General features: G+C 55.1%; 13 protein-coding genes. 3 read left to right on the forward strand and 10 right to left on the reverse strand.

The features are described from left to right. Positions 1–108 precede the first annotated feature (108 nt). The gene (locus tag VSX58_RS02250; RefSeq protein WP_327615016.1) at positions 109–714 is read right to left on the reverse strand and encodes an FMN-dependent NADH-azoreductase; all 606 of its coding nucleotides are present in this window, start codon (positions 712–714) and stop codon (positions 109–111) included. A gap of 239 nt (positions 715–953) precedes the next feature. On the opposite strand from VSX58_RS02250, the gene hrpA reads away from it, so the two are divergent. Then, the gene (hrpA, locus tag VSX58_RS02255) at positions 954–4,835 is read left to right on the forward strand and encodes an ATP-dependent RNA helicase HrpA (RefSeq protein WP_327616618.1); all 3,882 of its coding nucleotides are present in this window, start codon (positions 954–956) and stop codon (positions 4,833–4,835) included. Here hrpA and VSX58_RS02260 read toward each other — a convergent pair. From VSX58_RS02260 to VSX58_RS02285, 6 genes are all read right to left on the reverse strand, one after another. Further along, the gene (locus VSX58_RS02260) at positions 4,832–5,674 is read right to left on the reverse strand and encodes an EcsC family protein (protein ID WP_327616619.1); all 843 of its coding nucleotides are present in this window, start codon (positions 5,672–5,674) and stop codon (positions 4,832–4,834) included. The two genes, hrpA and VSX58_RS02260, sit on opposite strands and share 4 nt — an antisense overlap. Positions 5,675–5,965: 291 nt before the next feature. Continuing rightward, positions 5,966–7,744: a sensor domain-containing phosphodiesterase gene (locus VSX58_RS02265; RefSeq protein ID WP_327616620.1), complete on the reverse strand. Its 1,779-nt coding sequence runs from the start codon at positions 7,742–7,744 to the stop codon at positions 5,966–5,968. A gap of 491 nt (positions 7,745–8,235) precedes the next feature. Continuing rightward, positions 8,236–9,066 (reverse strand): trypsin-like serine peptidase, encoded by an 831-nt coding sequence (locus VSX58_RS02270; RefSeq protein WP_327617043.1) that lies wholly within the window; start codon positions 9,064–9,066, stop codon positions 8,236–8,238. Between the two features lie 411 nt (positions 9,067–9,477). After that, entirely contained in the window at positions 9,478–9,777 is a 300-nt protein-coding gene (gene asr / locus VSX58_RS02275; RefSeq protein ID WP_327616621.1) for an acid resistance repetitive basic protein Asr, read from the reverse strand. Positions 9,778–9,991: 214 nt separating this feature from the next. Then, positions 9,992–12,115 (reverse strand): alpha-galactosidase, encoded by a 2,124-nt coding sequence (locus VSX58_RS02280; RefSeq protein WP_327616622.1) that lies wholly within the window; start codon positions 12,113–12,115, stop codon positions 9,992–9,994. Positions 12,116–12,194: 79 nt separating this feature from the next. Beyond that, the gene (locus tag VSX58_RS02285; protein ID WP_327616623.1) at positions 12,195–13,502 is read right to left on the reverse strand and encodes an MFS transporter; all 1,308 of its coding nucleotides are present in this window, start codon (positions 13,500–13,502) and stop codon (positions 12,195–12,197) included. A 478-nt stretch (positions 13,503–13,980) separates the two neighbouring features. Between VSX58_RS02285 and VSX58_RS02290 the strand changes: the two genes are divergently transcribed. Beyond that, positions 13,981–14,991 (forward strand): LacI family DNA-binding transcriptional regulator, encoded by a 1,011-nt coding sequence (locus VSX58_RS02290; RefSeq protein WP_327616624.1) that lies wholly within the window; start codon positions 13,981–13,983, stop codon positions 14,989–14,991. A gap of 1 nt (position 14,992) precedes the next feature. Here VSX58_RS02290 and rstB read toward each other — a convergent pair whose 3' ends face one another. The 3 genes from rstB to folM form a co-directional block, all read right to left on the reverse strand. Then, positions 14,993–16,306 (reverse strand): two-component system sensor histidine kinase RstB, encoded by a 1,314-nt coding sequence (rstB, locus tag VSX58_RS02295; protein ID WP_327616625.1) that lies wholly within the window; start codon positions 16,304–16,306, stop codon positions 14,993–14,995. Then, positions 16,303–17,037 carry a two-component system response regulator RstA gene (gene rstA / locus VSX58_RS02300; protein WP_327616626.1) on the reverse strand — a complete coding sequence of 245 codons (735 nt, stop codon included), beginning with the start codon at positions 17,035–17,037 and terminating at the stop codon, positions 16,303–16,305. Before rstA ends, rstB begins: the two co-directional genes overlap by 4 nt. A 105-nt stretch (positions 17,038–17,142) precedes the next feature. Then, positions 17,143–17,865, reverse strand: coding sequence for a dihydromonapterin reductase (gene folM / locus VSX58_RS02305; protein WP_327616627.1), 723 nt, complete (start codon positions 17,863–17,865; stop codon positions 17,143–17,145). Between the two features lie 129 nt (positions 17,866–17,994). Here folM and VSX58_RS02310 point away from each other — a divergent pair, with 129 nt between their 5' ends. Beyond that, positions 17,995–18,423 (forward strand): hypothetical protein, encoded by a 429-nt coding sequence (locus tag VSX58_RS02310; protein WP_327616628.1) that lies wholly within the window; start codon positions 17,995–17,997, stop codon positions 18,421–18,423. Positions 18,424–18,458 lie beyond the last annotated feature (35 nt).

Here is an 18,458-nt window from a genome sequence, read left to right on the forward strand (position 1 = left end):
TTTTTTAGCGGCGCTTGCGCCGGGCGCGATAAAAAAGCGCGCCGTTCGGCGCGCAATAAAACGCTAAATAGAAAAAATAAGTGACAAGGTAACAATGATGATGTTGCGTTAGGCGCCGGCTAACTGGGATAGCTGCGCTTTGGCGGCGTCAACGGCTTTCTCCGCCACGTCCGGACCGTATGCGATGCCTTCGGCAAAGACGAATTCGACCTCGGTGATGCCGATAAAGCCCAGGAACAGACGCACATAGGGTTCCAGCAGGTCGGTCGGGGTATCCTTATGGATGCCGCCGCGGCTGGTCAGCACGATGGCGCGTTTGCCTTTCACCAGCCCTTCCGGTCCCTGTTCGGTATAGCGGAAGGTGACGCCGGCGCGGGCAATCAGGTCAAAGTAGTTTTTCAACTGCGTCGGGATGTTGAAGTTATACATCGGCGCCGCCAGCACAATAATGTCGTTCGCCTGCAGTTCGGCGATCAGCTCATCGGACAGTTTTAACGCTTCCTGTTGACGCGGCGTCAGCGGCGCATCCGACGGACGCAGCGCGCCGACCAATTCGCCGTCCAGCACCGGAATCGGCTGCGCCGCTAAATCGCGAACGGTGATGCTATCGCCGGGGTGAGCGGAGCGCCATTGCGCGCTGAAATAGTCAGCTAACTGATTTGACTGAGAAAAATTTGCCAGGATGCTTGATTTTAGAACCAGTACTTTGCTCATGCCAATTCCTTATTGATTGAGTTCGGACCTCGTGACGAATGTCTCCGATGGGCTTATTTTATGCGGCGTTTTCATGGCCTGAAAGTGCAATATTTCGAGCGCATCGTTCGAATTTATTGAATAAGCGCCTTAGTTATAGCCCTGGCCGCTAATGTGCTACCATGCCCGGCGAAAAAAATGAAAAACATCATGACGTAACACCGTTCCGTCGATGAAGGACAGCAATAAGGAACCGCAACGTGAAATCACCTCTCAACGCATTATCTTCGCAGCTTGATGCGTTAATGCTCCTCGATCGGCAGCGCCTGCGTCGGCGTTTACAGGGGGCCGATAAAGTCGGCAGCCCGAAAGCGCAGGCGGCGATCGCACAGGAAATTGAAGGTGAGATCGCCGCGGCCCGGCAGCGCGTGGAAAACCGCCGCGCCGCCTGCCCATCCATCCGTTACCCGGAACAGCTGCCGGTCAGCCAGAAAAAAGACGAAATACTGAACGCCCTGCGCGAACATCAGGTCATTATCGTGGCGGGGGAGACCGGTTCGGGCAAAACCACGCAGCTGCCGAAAATCTGCCTGGAGCTGGGGCGGGGCGTTCGCGGATCGATCGGCCACACGCAGCCGCGCCGTCTGGCCGCCAGAACGGTGGCCGATCGTATCGCCGCCGAACTGGAGACGCCGCTGGGCGGATGCGTGGGTTACAAGGTCCGTTTTAACGATCGGGTGGGCGATAATACCCTGGTGAAGCTGATGACCGACGGCATTCTGCTGGCGGAAATACAGCAGGATCGCCTGCTGATGCAGTATGACACCCTGATTATCGATGAGGCGCACGAACGCAGCCTGAATATTGATTTCATTCTGGGTTATCTGCGCCAGCTGCTGCCGAAACGCCCTGATTTAAAAATTATTATTACCTCGGCCACTATCGATCCCCAGCGTTTTTCGCGCCATTTCGCCGACGCGCCGATTATCGAGGTGTCCGGGCGCACATACCCGGTCGATGTCCGCTATCGCCCGGTGGCGGACGACGCCGAGGACGGCGACCGCGATCAGCTACAGGCCATCTTTGATGCGGTGGATGAACTGGGCCGTGAGGGGCCGGGTGATATCCTGATTTTTATGAGCGGCGAGCGGGAGATTCGCGATACGGCCGATGCCTTAACCAAGCTGGATTTGCCCCATACTGAGATCCTGCCGCTCTACGCCCGGCTCTCTAACCAGGAGCAGAACCGGGTTTTTCAATCCCACCACGGCCGCCGTATCGTGCTGGCGACCAACGTGGCCGAAACGTCGCTGACCGTGCCGGGCATCCGCTACGTCATCGATCCCGGCACGGCGCGTATCAGCCGCTACAGTTTCCGCACCAAAGTGCAGCGCCTGCCCATCGAACCTATTTCCCAGGCCTCGGCCAACCAGCGTAAAGGCCGCTGCGGACGCGTGGCCGCCGGGGTCTGTATCCGCCTCTATTCCGAGCAGGATTTTCTGTCGCGTCCGGAGTTTACCGACCCTGAAATTCTGCGCACCAATCTGGCGTCGGTAATATTGCAAATGACCGCGCTGGGGCTGGGCGACATCGCGGCGTTTCCTTTTGTGGAGGCGCCGGATAAACGCAACATCCAGGATGGCGTACGGCTGTTGGAGGAGCTGAGCGCGATTACGTCGGCCGAAAACGGGCGTTACCGTCTGACGCCGCTGGGGCGGCAGCTGTCTCAACTGCCCATCGACCCGCGCTTGGCGCGCATGGTGCTGGAGGCGCGCCGCACCGGCTGCGTGCGCGAAGTGATGGTGATTACCGCCGCGCTCTCCATTCAGGATCCGCGCGAACGCCCGCTGGATAAGAAACAGGCCGCGGATGAAAAGCATCGGCGCTTCGCCGATAAAGAGTCCGATTTTATGACGTTCGTCAACCTGTGGGACTCTCTGCGCGAACAGCAAAAAGCCTTGTCCTCCAGCCAGTTCCGCCGCTTGTGCCGCAGCGATTATCTGAATTATCTGCGCGTGCGCGAATGGCAGGATATCTATACGCAGCTGCGTCAGGTGGTTAAAGAGCAGGGCCTGCCGATTAACAGCGCGCCCGCCGACTATCGCAGCATCCACTGCGCCCTGTTGACCGGCCTGTTATCGCATATCGGTCAGAAGGATATCGATAAGCAGGAGTTCAGCGGCGCGCGCAATGCGCGTTTCGCCATCTTCCCCGGCTCGGGACTGTTCAAAAAGCCGCCCAAATGGGCGATGGTGGCGGAGCTGGTGGAAACCAGCCGGCTATGGGGACGCATCGCGGCGCGCATCGATCCGGAATGGATCGAGCCGCTGGCGCAGCACCTGATTAAACGCAGCTACAGCGAACCGCATTGGGAAAAAGCCGCCGGCGTGGTGATGGCGCAGGAGAAGGTCACGCTGTTCGGGCTGCCCATCGTGGCGGCGCGCAAGGTGAATTACAGCCGGATCGACCCGGTATTGGCACGTGAGCTGTTTATTCGCCACGCGCTGGTGGAAGGCGACTGGCAAACCCGCCACGCGTTTTTCCGCGCCAACCTGAAACTGTTGGCGGAAGTGGAAGAGCTGGAAAACAAATCCCGCCGCCGCGATATTCTGGTGGATGATGAAACGCTGTTTGCCTTTTACGATCGGCGTTTGCCGCACGATATTATTTCGGCGCGCCACTTCGACGCATGGTGGAAAAGCGCCGGCCGCGAAGACGCCGATCTGCTGAATTTTGAAAAAAGCATGCTGATCAAGGATGGGGCGGATAGCGTCAGCGCGCTGGACTACCCGAACTTCTGGCATCAGGAAAGCCTGAAGCTGCGGCTCTCCTATCAGTTCGAACCGGGAACCGACGCCGACGGCGTAACGGTGCATATCCCGCTGCCCATTCTTAATCAGGTGCGGGAAGAGGGCTTTGAATGGCAGATCCCCGGCGTGCGGCGTGAGCTGGTTATCGCCTTGATCAAATCATTGCCCAAGCCGATACGGCGTAATTTCGTTCCGGCGCCGAACTACGCCGACGCGTTTCTGGCCCGGACCACGCCGTTGCAAAAAGGGCTGCTGGACGCGCTGGAGCGCGAACTTCGCCTGATGACGGGCGTCTCGGTACCGCGTGAAGAGTGGCATTGGGAGCAGGTTCCCGACCACCTCAAAATGACGTTTCGCGTGCTGGATGATAAAAACCGCCCCCTGCGGGAAGGCAAGGATCTCAATGCGCTGAAAGAGCAGCTTAAGGATAAGGTGCAGCAGACCCTGTCCGAGGTGGTCGACGACGGTCTGGAGCAGCGCGGCCTCCATGTCTGGAGCTTCGGTTCGCTGCCGGATTGCTGCGAACAGAAACGCGGCGGCTACTCCGTGAAGGCGTACCCGGCATTGGTGGATGAGAAGGAGAGCGTGGCGATCCGCCTATTCGACACGCCCCATCAGCAGCAGCAGGTGATGCGCCTGGGATTGCGGCGTTTGCTGCTGCTGAATATTCCGTCGCCGATTAAGTACCTGCACGAGAAGCTGCCGAACAAGGCGAAGCTGGGGCTCTATTTCAATCCTTATGGCAAAGTGCTCGATCTGATCGACGACTGTATCGCCTGCGCGGTCGATAAACTGATTGCCGAATTCGGCGGGCCGATCCGGCAAGAGGCGGAATTCCGGCGTCTGCATGAGAAGGTCCGCGCTGAGCTCAATGAGACGGTGGTCGATATCGCCAAGCAGGTGGAGCAGATCCTGACGGCGGTGTTCGCCATCAACAAGCGGCTGAAAGGGCGGGTGGATATGGCGATGGCGCTGGCGCTGAGCGATGTAAAAAACCAGCTCGGCGGCCTGGTGTTCCGCGGTTTCGTCACCGCCAACGGCTGGCAGCGCCTGCCGGACGTGCTGCGCTACCTGCAGGCGATCGACCGCCGCTTGGAAAAACTGGCGCTGGACGTACACCGCGACCGGGCGCAAATGCTGAAAGTCGAACGGGTGCAGCAGGCCTGGCGGCAGTGGCTGAATAAACTGCCGGCCGAGCGCCGCGACGATGAGGATGTCACCGCCGTTCGCTGGATGATTGAAGAGCTGCGGGTAAGCTATTTCGCTCAGCAGTTGGGAACGCCGTTCCCCATATCCGACAAACGGGTGCTGCAGGCGATGGAGCAGAATTAGTCGGATGGATCGCCGTCTTTTAACTGAATATAAGCCGATTTGATGACATCCTCGCCATATTTCCGCTCCAGGCGTTTGATGATGAAGTGCCCCTGCGCCATATGCTGATAATGATTAATAAACAGGGTATTGATCGCCGCCCCGCTGGCGGCGCCGATAACCGGAACGATTTGCGCCGCTATCTTTTCCGTGACGGTAATGCCCAAGCGCGCCGCGACGACATCGATCAGCTTCGCCAGCGCTCTGCCGGCCTGCGAGGTGGTGATGCGCGCCGAGGCTTTTTCCGCGCCTTTTTTGCCGGCGATATCCACCAATTCACGGGCGGCGTGTTTGGTAATATCCGCCACCATCGCGCGGGAAGCGTAATAGGCTGATTCGGCGGCATCGTCGTGTTTACCGCGGCCGCCGAGCGCGAAGACCTCAACGCAGGCGGCCTTGACGGAGAAATCCGCCAGCGAAAAGCCTTCGCCGCGGGCGATATCCGCGACGGAGCGCATCATAATCGTGGTGCTGACGGGGAGCTCGACCAGTAATCCCGCCGCGCCGAAAAAACCGCTGACCGCGCCGGATGCGGCGGCGGCCAGCTTATGCGTTTTGGGCGATGACGCTCTTTTCGGTTCGTCGTCCATGGTATAGAGCGCGGCGTCGACGGACTTGTTCAATGCGCTATGCACCACGCTCTGCACTCTGTTTTTTACCAAATTCGGCAGCTTGGACAGGCCCCATTCAAGCGGCCCGCCGACCAGGTTCGCCAGCTGTATGGTGAGGGAGGGCGACTCAAGCAGGGTAATGGCCCGCCGCAGATCGTTAATATCTTGCTGATTGTCAAAAATGCTCATAAAAAGTTTACGCAACTGATATTCGGGATGCCGGGATTCACGTTTTCGCACTCTTCTTACGGTAGTACATAAACGCCCTTGTCGCCCCGATAAAATCGCCGGCCTTTCCGCTAACGCCGATCGTTTAAGCATCGAGATACACGGGGCGGCCACCGGGGTGAGGCGTCCCTGCGGGAATCTCCCCCGGTGTTTTCCCTAAAAAGCGGCTTAAGTGAACGGCATTAGGCCTTTGCGCCGCTTTATGAGTGAGAGCGGTTCGGATTCAACAACAAAACGCATGGCGGCGGCGCGTTACGCGGTTATCCGCGCTTCATGATGACTCAGCCACGCTATGAAATCTTCCGGCAGGAGCGGTCGGGAAAAGTAGTAACCCTGAACCTCGTCGCAACCAAAACTGTCGAGGAAATCCAGCGTCTCTTTATCTTCAACGCCTTCGGCGAGAACATCGTAATTCAATTTGTGCAGCATGCTGATGATTGATTCGACGACGATGCGGCTATCCAGGTTGTTTTTAATATCTTGAATCAGCGACTTATCCAGCTTGATTATCGAAGCCGGAATATTCTTCAGATAGTTTAAATTGCTGTAGCCGGTGCCGAAATCATCCAGAGAAATAGTAAAGCCTCGCTGTTTGAGTTCCAAAATGGTGGCCAGCGCCTTCGAGCTTTCCACGATTTTCTGCGTTTCAACGCACTCCAGCTCAATGTCCGCCGAGGTGAGATCGTGCGCATCGAGGTGGCTAATTAACCGCGAAATGAACTTTTCTTCGGCGAAATTACTGGCGGCGACGTTGATGGAAACGGGAAAAGCTATCCCGGCTCGGCGCCATATTTTCACCTGCCGCGCGGTCTGCCTGATAACCCATTCCGTTAACGGCTGCATTAAGGTGGTGCCTTCCGCCAGCGGAATAAACTTATCCGGCATAATGTCGCCTAATTCAGACTGGCGCCAGCGTAAAAGCGCCTCCGCGCCAATAACCTTGCGGGTGCGGATATGCAGCTTCGGCTGATAAACCAGGTAGAGTCCGGGCTTATCATGCTGCAGCACATCGGAAAGTTCGTTAAGCAGGGTGAAAGTCAGCTGCTGAGCCTTATCGCTGCCTTCGTGGTAGGCGCGCTGGCGGGTATTGTTGTTGATGGCGTCGTACAGCGCGCTCATTGACTCGCGCAGGATCCGCTGCGGATCGCTCGCCGGAATTCTAAATTCCGTATAGCCGACGAATAATTCCAGCTTTAACGGAATATGGCTGATAATGCTCTCCTGAATGCGTTCGGCGCAGTCGTCGAGCCGCGCCAGAATCTGCTCCTTTCTATCGGCTTTAATCAGCAGGGCGTAGCGACCTAACGCCGTACAGTAAACGCTATCGCGAAAGTTAAAGGACACACGCAGGAACATGCCAATATCTTTCAACATGCTTTCCACCGTCGGCATGCCCAGCGCGCGGCTCATTTGGTGAGCATAGGAAATATCAATACACTCGATGAGAAACAGCAAATAGTTCTCATGGATGTCCGTCATATGGTTAATATCTTCGATCAGCTGCTGGCGATTCGGCAGCATCGTTACCGCATCGACCAGGCCGATGGCATTGCGGTAGTTAATCAGCGACATGGCGATGTTCGCCAAATTTTTCAGCGTGTGCAGTTGGAACATGCTGAACGTCCGCGGGACGTAATCGATAACGCACAGCGTGCCGATGGCGTACCCCTCCTCGGTAAATAGGGGAATGCCGGCATAAAAGCGAATATAGGGGGCGCCTGCGACGTAAGGGCTGTTTTTAAAGCGCTCGTCTTTCATCGCATCCTGGCAGATAAGAAAACAGCCGGTCTGCGCCGCGAACTGATCGAACGAACCCAATTTTTCCATTTCATGCAGGGCGAAATTGGTTTTTGCCTTAACATGCTGTTTGTGAGAGCCGCTCAATGTCACCAATGAGGTGGGCATTTTCAATACCTGGCAAGCCAGCCCGGTGAGCTTATTAAGAATATCGTCTTGAGATGTTTCAAGATTGCGTAATGTGCCTAGAGTCTGCATGCGTTTTTTTTCATCATGGCTTAAATGTCTCAACATGCTGGCTCCTCCTGTCATGCACCAATAGCTATGGCGAAATTAAATTAAAGCTATCTTTACACAGTAACATGTATAGATAATGGTAGGGTAGTTTATTATAGGAATAACAAAGGCCATAGCGAATATGTATATATTAAGCGGAATAAATAAAAGAAAGTTTTGCTTAATGACATTGAAAATAAAGTCAATCTGATAATTTTCTCATGGAGAATAATTGATTTCGGCATTTATTACCCATAAAAATCGTTATGTATTAGCCAGTTGCATGTTAATAAAAAACGTTTTTTTGTAAAAAAATAGTGTGGGCGCCGCATACGGCTTTAATAATGCGTAAATTATGCTTCTATTCGGCCGAATGATTTATTTCAAGTGTGTATGGATGCGGGAATTATTTTTTAACCTGTAAAATAAATACCCCAATAATTCGAATCGCGAGGGGCGGGAAACAACGTCGCGCCCCTGCGGTTTGCAGTCTGGAAGGCATAGCGCCGCTATGGCGTTAATGTCGCCGCTATTTTCACCCGGTTTTCCAGCGTCTTGCGAATCGCGATAACGGAAACGGCGCGATTATCCGCGCTGTCGCGATCGCCGGCCGCCGGCGCGGAGCTTTGAATAGCGACGATGGCCCATCCCGATGCGGTGCGCAGCATCAAGGGCGAACCGCTATCGCCGGGCAAGGTATCGCACTGATGCGACATCACCACCTGCTGGATCCAGCCGGTGATCAGACAGTCCTGATGACGATACAGGGTGTCTTGATGATCTTCGGGATAGCCAGCCTGGGTTACGCGCTGTTTATTTTGCGCCAGCGCCTGCATTAATTCGCGGCGATCGCCTTGCCAAATAGGCAGCGGTTCGATACCCGGCGGCGTCTGCTTTAAACGAATCAACGCGTAATCCCAGGGGGCGGCCGCCGGGGGCACAATCCAGCCGTCGCCGTCGGCTTCCAGTTTTCGGCCGAGCCGGCGGTTTACCAACACTTCAATATCTTTGGTTTCATAGCGCCAGCCGCTCTCCGCGGCGAGGAAACGCAGCGCGACGGGCGGGTCCGCTTTGCCGTTAGGCGGCGCCAGCACGCAGTGTCCTGCGGTAAGCGCCAGATGCGGCGAGATCAACGTTGCGCTGCACAGATTGCCGCTGGCGGTTTCAAGCTGGCCGATAGCCTGCCAGGGCCATTGCGTCGCGTCGGGCACCCGATCCCGATCGTCATGATTAAAAAATAGGATTTGCCGCTGCCGCGCCGTATCGGCAGCCGCGTCGTCAGCCCAGGAAACAAGGGGGATGAAAGGTAATGAACATAACAACCAGGCTGATATGCGCATATGCATGTAGTGTTGGGCCTTACGTTAAAAGTCAGCGTGTTATCGAACCGATTAAGTTAAATAACTATAGATGTATTTTACGGAAAAGCGGTCGGCTCTAATGGCGTTTTTTTAAAGTGGAGAGAGGTTTAACCTAATGAACTATAGAAAGAAGAGCAGGGTGATGACCCCACAGATGAGAACCAGCGATAGCATGATTTCAAATGAGTAACGACGCGGCATCATCCGGGTATCCCATGAAATAAACACGCGGCCGATCGTAATCGCGCTGATTACGATTAGCCGGATGTTTGATTACCTGAAACTCTATCTGGTCGCGCAAAGGCGGCACAAGCGCCCCATCATGGCCGGGACTCTCTACCGGACCATGATGAAGCCGTCCTCAGCGCCGCGCAGATGACGCAAGATGTATCAAGCAGCCGGCGTGGTCGTGGCCGGTTTCGCCGTTTTGGCTTTCTTCACCGCTTTTTTAGCCGCCTGCGCTTTCTGTTCGGCTGGTTTAGCTTTCTTCACGTGTTTTTTCGTCGCCTGCGCTTTCTGTTCGGCTGGTTTAGCTTTCTTCACGTGTTTCTTGTGCGCGGCCTTGGCCGGAGCGGATGTTGTCGAGGTAGCCTGAGTCTGAGCCGGCGCCGCAGGCGCGGTTTCAGCGGCAAATGCTACAGAGGAGAGACCCAGAGCCGCACCCGCGATCATTACCAATACTTTATTCATCATCATTTCCTCATTACTCGTTCAGGTTTCGTGACCCTCATTCGGGCCGGTGAAGAGAGAATAGGGAAAAAACGAATCCGCTTCCGTAAGTGATTGGTTTCGGCGTGTAACCGAATGTACAAAGCCGGATTTATCCCCGGGCGGGCGCGGCGGATTGTTGTTGCATAGGGAGGGCGGGCCGCCGAACGCCGGCGGCGGCCCGTGGTTCGCAGGATTATCGCACTTCAGAGAAACGCAGCAGAATGGCCGATTCGGGATCGAGGATAGGCAAGGCAATGCCGGCTTTTTCCAGCCAGTCGCCGCTCAGGCTCATCGGCTGTTTCAGCCAGGCCGGATATCTCTTCATGGTGTTATTCCTTTCCTTATGCATACTCGCGGGCATATCCAATACCTCAAGGCGGTATTGCGCGTGCGGTTTCAGGCCGGGGATCTGCAAACTGCCGCTCAGGGCATATTTCGGCAGGGCGAGCTGGCTTATCAGCACCACCGCCTGCCGCCGATCCTGCGCGACGACCGCATTGATCAGGGTGCTGTCGTCGGGATAGTCGATGCGCATCTGGTCGCCGCTGTGCAACAGAGGGCGTAGCTGCTTATGCAGCGCGATATAGCGGGCGAAAGCCTGCTGCTCCGCCTGGGGTTCGGTAACCGGGTCAAGTTCGACGCCCATGTGCCCGAACAGCGCGGTTAACCCGCGGAAATTAATGCTGTGCCGCCGGGAGGTGGTATGACAAGGGCTGCCGCCGATATGCGCTCCCATCACTTCAAGCGGGAAGAAGTAACTCATTCCGCGCTGAATTTGCAGTCGATCGAGGGCATCGTTACTGTCCGACGGCCAGAAACGGCGGCAGCGTTTCAATATTTCATAATCCACCCGCCCGCCGCCGGACGCGCAGGACTCAAACTCCACGGAGGGGAAGCGATCGTTGAGCCGATCAAATAGCCGGTACAGCTGTTCGGTTTGCCGTACCTGCGCCGGGCGTCCCAGATGGCCGGGCTGAACCATTTCACGGTTGAAGTCCCACTTAACGTAGTCGATGCGGTGTTCGCCCAGCAGCCAGCTCAGACGTTCCAGCAGGTAGTCGTACACCTGCGGGTTCGCCAGATCGAGCAGCATTTGGTTGCGTCCGAGCAGTATCGGATAGCCATCCAGCCTCAATACCCAGTCCGGATGCGCGCGAAACAGATCGGAATCCGCATTGATCATTTCCGGTTCCACCCAGATGCCGAACTCCATACCGTGATTTTTTACCGCATCAATCACCGGTTGCAGCCCCTGAGGGTATTTTTCCGCATCGATATACCAGTCGCCCAGCGAACTACGATCGTTATTACGCCCTTTAAACCAGCCGTCATCAATGATGAAACGTTCGATACCGAGTTTGGCGGCGTTCTCCACCATGCGCATGATGTAGTCCGGATCGTGCTTAAAGTAGATCCCCTCCCAGGTATTCAAATGAACGGGGCGGGGCTTCTCCGCCAGCGAAGGGGCGATCTGCCGGCGGATATATTGATGAAAGCGTTGGCTCATGCCATTCAGGCCCGCTGCGGAATAAACGGCATACACCCAGGGCGTGCTGACGCTTTGAGCGGTTTCCAGCGTCATTTCGCCGGAAAAGTAGAGCGCTTCCGCCTGGACCTGGCGACGGCCATCGCTTTTGCTGTCCGCCCGCAGGCGGTGGTTGCCGCTCCAGGCCAGGTGTAGCCCCCAGACTTCGCCTTGCTGTTCGCTGAATCCGGCTTTGCCGGCGACCAGGCCGGGAAAATATTCGTGCGAGCTTCTACCGCGGCGGTTCTCCTGAATATAGCCGCCGTGTTCCAGCCTGAGAGTATGGCGCTGGAACTCTTTTATCCAGCGGCCGTTAAACGCCATGATTTCATCGGCGCGCTCCGGTAACGGTAGGGTTACGGCCAGACGGTCGACGTGGTAGCGGCCGGGGCGAATATTGGTCAGCGTATTGCGGGTTTTTAATACGCCGCTGTCCGGGCAAAGCGCCAATTCGCTGACCAGGCGCAGGCCGGCCGTCGCATCTTCGCTGACGACGGTCAGGCAATTATCTTCAAGCGTGTGGCGCTGGGCGGTAAAAATCGGCGACCAGTCTTTACCATCGCGGTTTCCTTCCATCCCCGGCGCGCTGAATAGGCCGCGTCCGGTTTCAGGACAAATCGTCAGGGGAACATCGCTATCCAAACGGCTGTTCGCCACCGGGCGGGCCAGGGCTTCTATCATCTCAGGCTGATAATCTTGCAGATGTTTGCCCCAATAGATAATTTCCACATACGGACGGCAACGTAAAATAACATCTGAATCATGACTGGATAACCTGACAATATTATTCATAACAGCTCCAAAGAAAATTAAGTCATTTGCCGGCGGCCGGCGCTGGTCGTTTTTCTCCACCGCCGTATATTCTCACGCGCTAAGAACGGGATTTGTCCGCCGTCTGAACAAGTCGCTTATCACCGTTGAAATAAGAACGGATACTTTCAACCACGCCGTGTCCGGAAAGGGTAAAGGCTGAAATCACGGTAAACGCCAGCACAATGCAGCCCAAAACCAAATAGGTATCCTGAAAGCCCATATGGTCGTACATACGCCCGGCGAAAACAGACATGAAAATCATCGATAATTGTTTGCTGAAACAGAAGCCGATTAAATAGACCGTCGCGGAAAAGCGGACTTCAAATACCTGGGTAATATATTTAAAGGAGCCGACCAACAGAAACGGCACTTCAAACATATGCAATATTTTCAGAACGACGACTTCAACGGCGGATGTGGCGAACGCCGAACCGATAATCCTCACCGACATAATGGTTCCGGCCAGCAATAATGCATTTTTGCTGCCGATGCGGGAAATGATCACCGGCGCGAAAAACATCACGGTCGCATTCAGCAACTCGCCGCCGGTAGTGACGAAACCAAATATTTCAGTGCCTTGCTGCTTGGTTGCAAAGAAAGAGGTGAAGAAATTGGCGAACTGCTGATCGAACACATCGTAAATGCAGGGCACGCCCACGATATAGAGAATAAAGAACCATAACGCCGGTTTTTTCAGTAATTCGATGGCGTTTTTCAGATTAAACGCGGGTTTATTGGCGCCCAGTTTATCGACCACATAGGCCGTAGAGCGCTGGTCGGGGCGGGATAAAAATAACAGTACGGCCAGCACCAGCGCGCAGCCGGACGCCATCCAGAATATCAGCTCGTTATTGACGGTATAAAGCATGCCGACAACGCTGGCGCATAATGCCCAGCCGATACAGCCGAACATTCTGGTGCGTCCGTATTCGAAATTACTGTGGCGACTAACCTTCTCGATATAGGCTTCGATGGCATGAGAGCCGCCGGTAAATACAAAACCGAGATAACAGCCGCCGATCAGCGCGCCGAGAAAAATATTAAACTTTAATAGCGGGCTGAAAACATAAATAAAGAATGGCGCAAACAGAATCAATAGCCCGACGATAATCCACATCAGGTTTTTTCTTAGGCCGAGTTTATCCGACAGCGGCCCCATGATGGGCTGAAAAGCCAGGGCGAAGAGCGAAATACTGCCGAATACAATACCGGTATCGGTTTTGCTTAAATTATTGACGTCATGCAGCCATATCGGAAAAAACGGATAGTAGGAGGCCATAATAAAAAAATAGAAGAAGAAGAAAAGCCCGAACAACCAGAAATTGCGGTTCCCCAGATAGGTTTTTTCTTCGCTTGCTTGGTTCATAAACACCTCATGATGTAGCTGATAGTGCAAAGGTAAGAGTGCTGACGCGGTTCGTCGTTGCGGAACGCTCTGCGTATCGGTCATCTGAGTGCGGTTTGGCCGACCTATGCGTACGCCGCCACCTGAAGCGTTCGGCATTAAACATACATCCGAAACGTTTAGATCTGGAATCTAAACGTTTCGGATTTGTGACGGGCTTAAAATATTCCCTGTGTTGATATCCCAGGACGAGGGAAGCGCGCTATTAACATGCCGGAATTCCAGGCGATTGCCTATCTGACGGCGGGAAAGCGGCCGTATCGCCGCTTAATGGCAAGAACTTTGATCGAGAGCCGGGTAACTTATTGAGTTCATTTATATTAAATGATATATCAAGAGGGTTTTCCTTACATGCCGGTCAGTTAAGCCTGTTTCTCAATTCTTAACCGCGCGGCATTAGGGTTTTCCTTCCTTATTAACGCTGTATGCCGGGTTGAATATGTCATTAAAAAAGATCGCTAGCGAATTGGGGATTTCCTCTACGACGGTCAGCCGCGCATTGAATGGTTATGATGATGTCGCGCCAGCGACGCGGGAACGGATTGTGGAAGCCGCCAGGCGGTTGGGCTATCAGCCCAATTCGATGGCCCGGCGCCTGAAAATGGGGAAAACCGATGCGGTTGCCCTGGCGTATCCCTCCCGGCCTCGGGTGCTGAATAACTCGACGTTTTTGGAAATGATCGGCTGGATCAGCATCGAACTGGCGAAATTCGGCATCGATTTACTGCTTATCCCCGATGAACTCAATGAGACTCACGATTCATTAACTCGCCTGGTGGAAACCCGGCGGGTGGATGCGCTGCTGGTCGCGCATACCAAGCCTGACGACCACCGTCTCAAGTATCTTCAGGAGCAAAATTTTCCTTTTCTGGCGCTCGGACGCAGCAATTTGTCCCGCCCCTACGCCTGGTTTGATTTCGACAACTATGCCGGCTCCGTGATGGCCGTGGAGCGGCTGGCGGCGCTTGGGCATCAGCGCATCGCGTTTTTAAGCACCGACGCCCAAGTCGCCTATGTGGAGCAGCGGCTGCAAGGCTACGTCGATACGCTGGCGCATCGTTCGCTGCCGCAGCCGGAAAGTTATCTGCAGAAAGCGGAGCCTAACCGCCCGGGAGGCTATTACGCCACCCAGCGACTGCTGGCGCTCGATGCGCCGCCGACGGCCATCATTACCGACTGCAATATGCTGGGGGAAGGGGCGGCCATCGCGCTACAGCAGGCCGGACGGCTGGGAAAGAAAGGCGTATCCCTGATCGTTTACGACGGACTGCCGGATGATAATCTGATCGACGCGGCGATAACGCCGATTATGCAAAATACGCGGATCAACGTGGGCAAACAGATTGCCGCCATGATGCGCAGCCTGCTGGACGGCGTGGATCCGCAACAGATTCAGGTGCTATGGCAGCCGACGCTCGGACAGGGCGATACCGACTGTCCTCCGGCGTGACTTATTTGTGATGCGGCGGCGTCTGCGCCGCGGCGCTAGGCTTTATCGGCCAGGAGAAGCAAAATCTGGCGCCGCCCAGCGAGCTGTTATCCACGACGATGGTTCCTTCGTACGCCCGGACGATGGCATGGACGATAGCCAGGCCGAGCCCGCAGCCGCCGCTGCTGTTTTCAATGCCCGTATCCAAACGGATAAAGGGTTCAAAGATTTTTTCCCGCTGGCCGGGTTCGATGCCCGGCCCGTCATCCTCAACGTATAAACTGGCGCTATTGTCGGCGTTCAGCAGCAGGCTGATATGCAGGCGAACGCGACAGAAACGTAATCCGTTATTGACAAGGTTATTCAGCACGCGTTCCATTAAGCGCAGATCGAGATAGCCGAAACTTCCGCGGTTCGACATATCCAGCGTGATGTTTTTATCGGGATGGACAAGCCGGAAATCATCGACTTTGCTTTGCAGCCAGCCGGGGAGATCGGTTTCAGCGAGATGCAGCGTAACCTGCGGCCGGTCCAGCCTGGCATAGGTAAGCAGTTCGTCGATCAGCGCTTCCAACTGGCCGATATCCCGATTCAACGCCTGCTGTTCTTCCTCCGTCAGATTTTCGCTGATGGCGAGCCGGTAACGCAGCCGCACCAGCGGCGTACGCAGCTCGTGGGCGATATTATCGATAAGCCGCTTTTTACTGGCGATCAGTTGGTTCAGATTATCCGCCATCAGATTAAATGCGATACCGAGGCGAAACAGGCTGGAGGTGTTGTCAAAATGGGTGCGTTCTTCAAGATGCCCGTCGCCGAAACGCTGCGCCGCGTTTTCCAACTGCAGCATCGCCTTCCAGTGGGGCCGCATCCACAGGAATACCGGCAGAGCCAGCGACAAACCAATTAGCATCACCAATAACAGGTCCAGCAGGCGCATTTCATGCAGAAAAAACAGATAGGGGATCGGTCCTACCGCCAACACATAGTGGCTGCGGGGAATACGCTGGATAAAGGTATATTCATTATCCAGCGCGACAATCTCGCCCTGATTGAGCCGCTGCTGCGCTTTGGGACTCAGCGCATATTTATTCAGCGGTTCGATCTGCAGTTTAAACGACAGGTTTAAATCCAGTTGGCCGATCGTTTTGTGCCAGTCGCGTGGGGGAATGGCGCGTAGCTCGTTGCGGATCAGATAGAGCGAGCTTTTCATCAGGTCATCCATGGACTGTCTGCCCGCTCGCTCGGCGGTGACTTTATAAACCAGCCCGACCAGCAGCGTCATGACCACGAAACAGGCGAACAAGAGCAAAAAAAACTGGATAAACAGCTTTCTCATGGCTCAACGCTTTCCCAGGTGTTTGGAGCGAACAGATAGCCCTTGTTGCGCACCGTCTTGATACGGCTCGGTTCGGTCGGGTTGTCATAGAGTTTTTTACGTAGGCGCGAGATCGCGACGTCGATGCTGCGATCCATGCCGTCATAACTCACGCCGCGCAGATTTTTCAGCAGGGCGTCGCGATCCATAATATTGCCGGCATGGGTGGCCAGCTGCCAGAGCAGATCGAAATCAGCGGTTGATAGCGCGATATTTTCTTCCCCCAGCGTCACCTCACGGTTGACGGGGTCGATGCATAACAGACCGAAGTGCAGGGGTTTGTGGATTTGCAACGGCGCGGCGGCCGGCTCTATCCCCGCCTGCGGCGCGTTGCCGTACTGGCGGAAATGCAGCCGCAGGCGGGCGAGTAAAACCGCCGGCGGCGTGGTTTTCAGAATATAGTCATCGGCGCCCATTTCCAGCGCCAGAATATGGTTCATATCGCTATCAAGCGAGGTCAGCAGGACAATCGGACCGCTATAGCGCGGACGCAGCTCCCGGCAGATCGTCATGCCGTCTTTACCCGGTAGCATAATATCCAGCAGCACCAAGTCGGGCTGCTGCTGTTCGATAAACGCCAGCGCCCGATCGCCGCGGGTTTCGACCTTAACATCAATATCGTGCTTGCCGAGATAGGCGGCAATCAGCTTACCGACTTCCACATCATCTTCGATAAAAACAACTTTATACATGGCGCTCGCGTTATCCAGAAATCGCTTCGGCTAGCATAGATCGATGACCGGGCCAGCTCCAGCCATGAAGCGTAAACGGGTGTTAACCGCCCGGCTACTTGCTTATCAACGCAGCGAGCGGCCGCCGTCCAGCCCCAGCGTCTGCCCGGTGATATAACGGCTGGAGAGTATGTAATCCACCAGTCGAACCATCTCCTCTTCGCCCGGCGCGATCTTCATCAGCGATTTGTCCAGCGCCTGACGGCGGTACTGTTCGTCATCATGGTCGTGAAACATAAGCAGCGCGGGAGCGATGGCGTTGACCTTCACTTCCGGCGCCAGCTTGCGGGCAAAAGAACGGGTCATATTGTCCAGCGCCGCTTTACTCGCCGCATAGGCGATATGTTTGTCGCTGCCTTTCTCCGCCACATAGTCGGTGATATGAATAATGTCGGCGCCGGCGACCCCCTGGCCGCGCAGACGGGATTCCAGTAGTTGGTTGAGCAAATAAGGCGTGTAAACGTGGATTTGCAGCATATCCGCCAGCGTTTTCTCCGGCGGGATCGCCGCGTTTTCCGCCTGCCAGCTGCTGGCGTTGTGGATAACCGCCCGCAGATGCGGCGTTAACGCCTTCACCCGTTCGGCGAACGCGTAAATTTGTTCCGTGGTGGAAAAATCGGCGTCTAGGCAGACGGCGCCCTGGCTCGTCAACGTTTCAATCTCGGGATAGGGGGTGCGGCCGCTGACGATAACCGGAATATTTTTCGCCAGAAACGCCCGCGCCAGCGCCAGCCCGATTCGCCGCGTGCCGCCGGTAATTAAGATGGGAGCGGAAGAAAATTTTGCCACAATCAATACTCCAAACTGACTGGTAAAATCACACTAAACCATGCCAATATACTCGAATAAACGGGTTCGCATGCTAAGGTTTTGTCGCAAAGCCATACGGCGAACCCACCGGCAAAGAGGAGAAAGGGGATGGCGAAGTATCACCCCGAGCCGGCATATTTCAACGAAAGAATATGCATCGACTATACAGATTATCTGGCGGCATTGTGTAAGAAGCACTGGCGTTTTATTGACGCGATATATGGGGTATGGCCATTTTTCGGCATGGTGACCAAGATACCGCTGTCCCGGCAGAAGGTGTCCTTCAAAGAACGTCTTAAAATGCTTGCTATGCAAGTTCTCTCTACTCAGGTAAGCGATGAGATAAATATTGCCAGGCTGATTGAGCTGGCGCGGCAGCAAGGTCTGAAGACATTTGATATTCAACTGCCTTATTCGCTGACGAATGAGCAATTGATCGTTATTGACGAAGAGTGTCGCGATTCGCTGGCATTGACCCAGCAGGATGAGCGTCTGTCCGTGCGGATCGTGGCGCCGCCGGATGCGGCGGAAAAATAGAGCGCCCAACAAAAAAGGCACGCTGCGCAAGCGTG

Origin of the sequence: Brenneria populi, assembly GCF_036016195.1 — a bacterium.
Taxonomy (GTDB): Bacteria; Pseudomonadota; Gammaproteobacteria; order Enterobacterales; family Enterobacteriaceae; genus Brenneria; species Brenneria populi.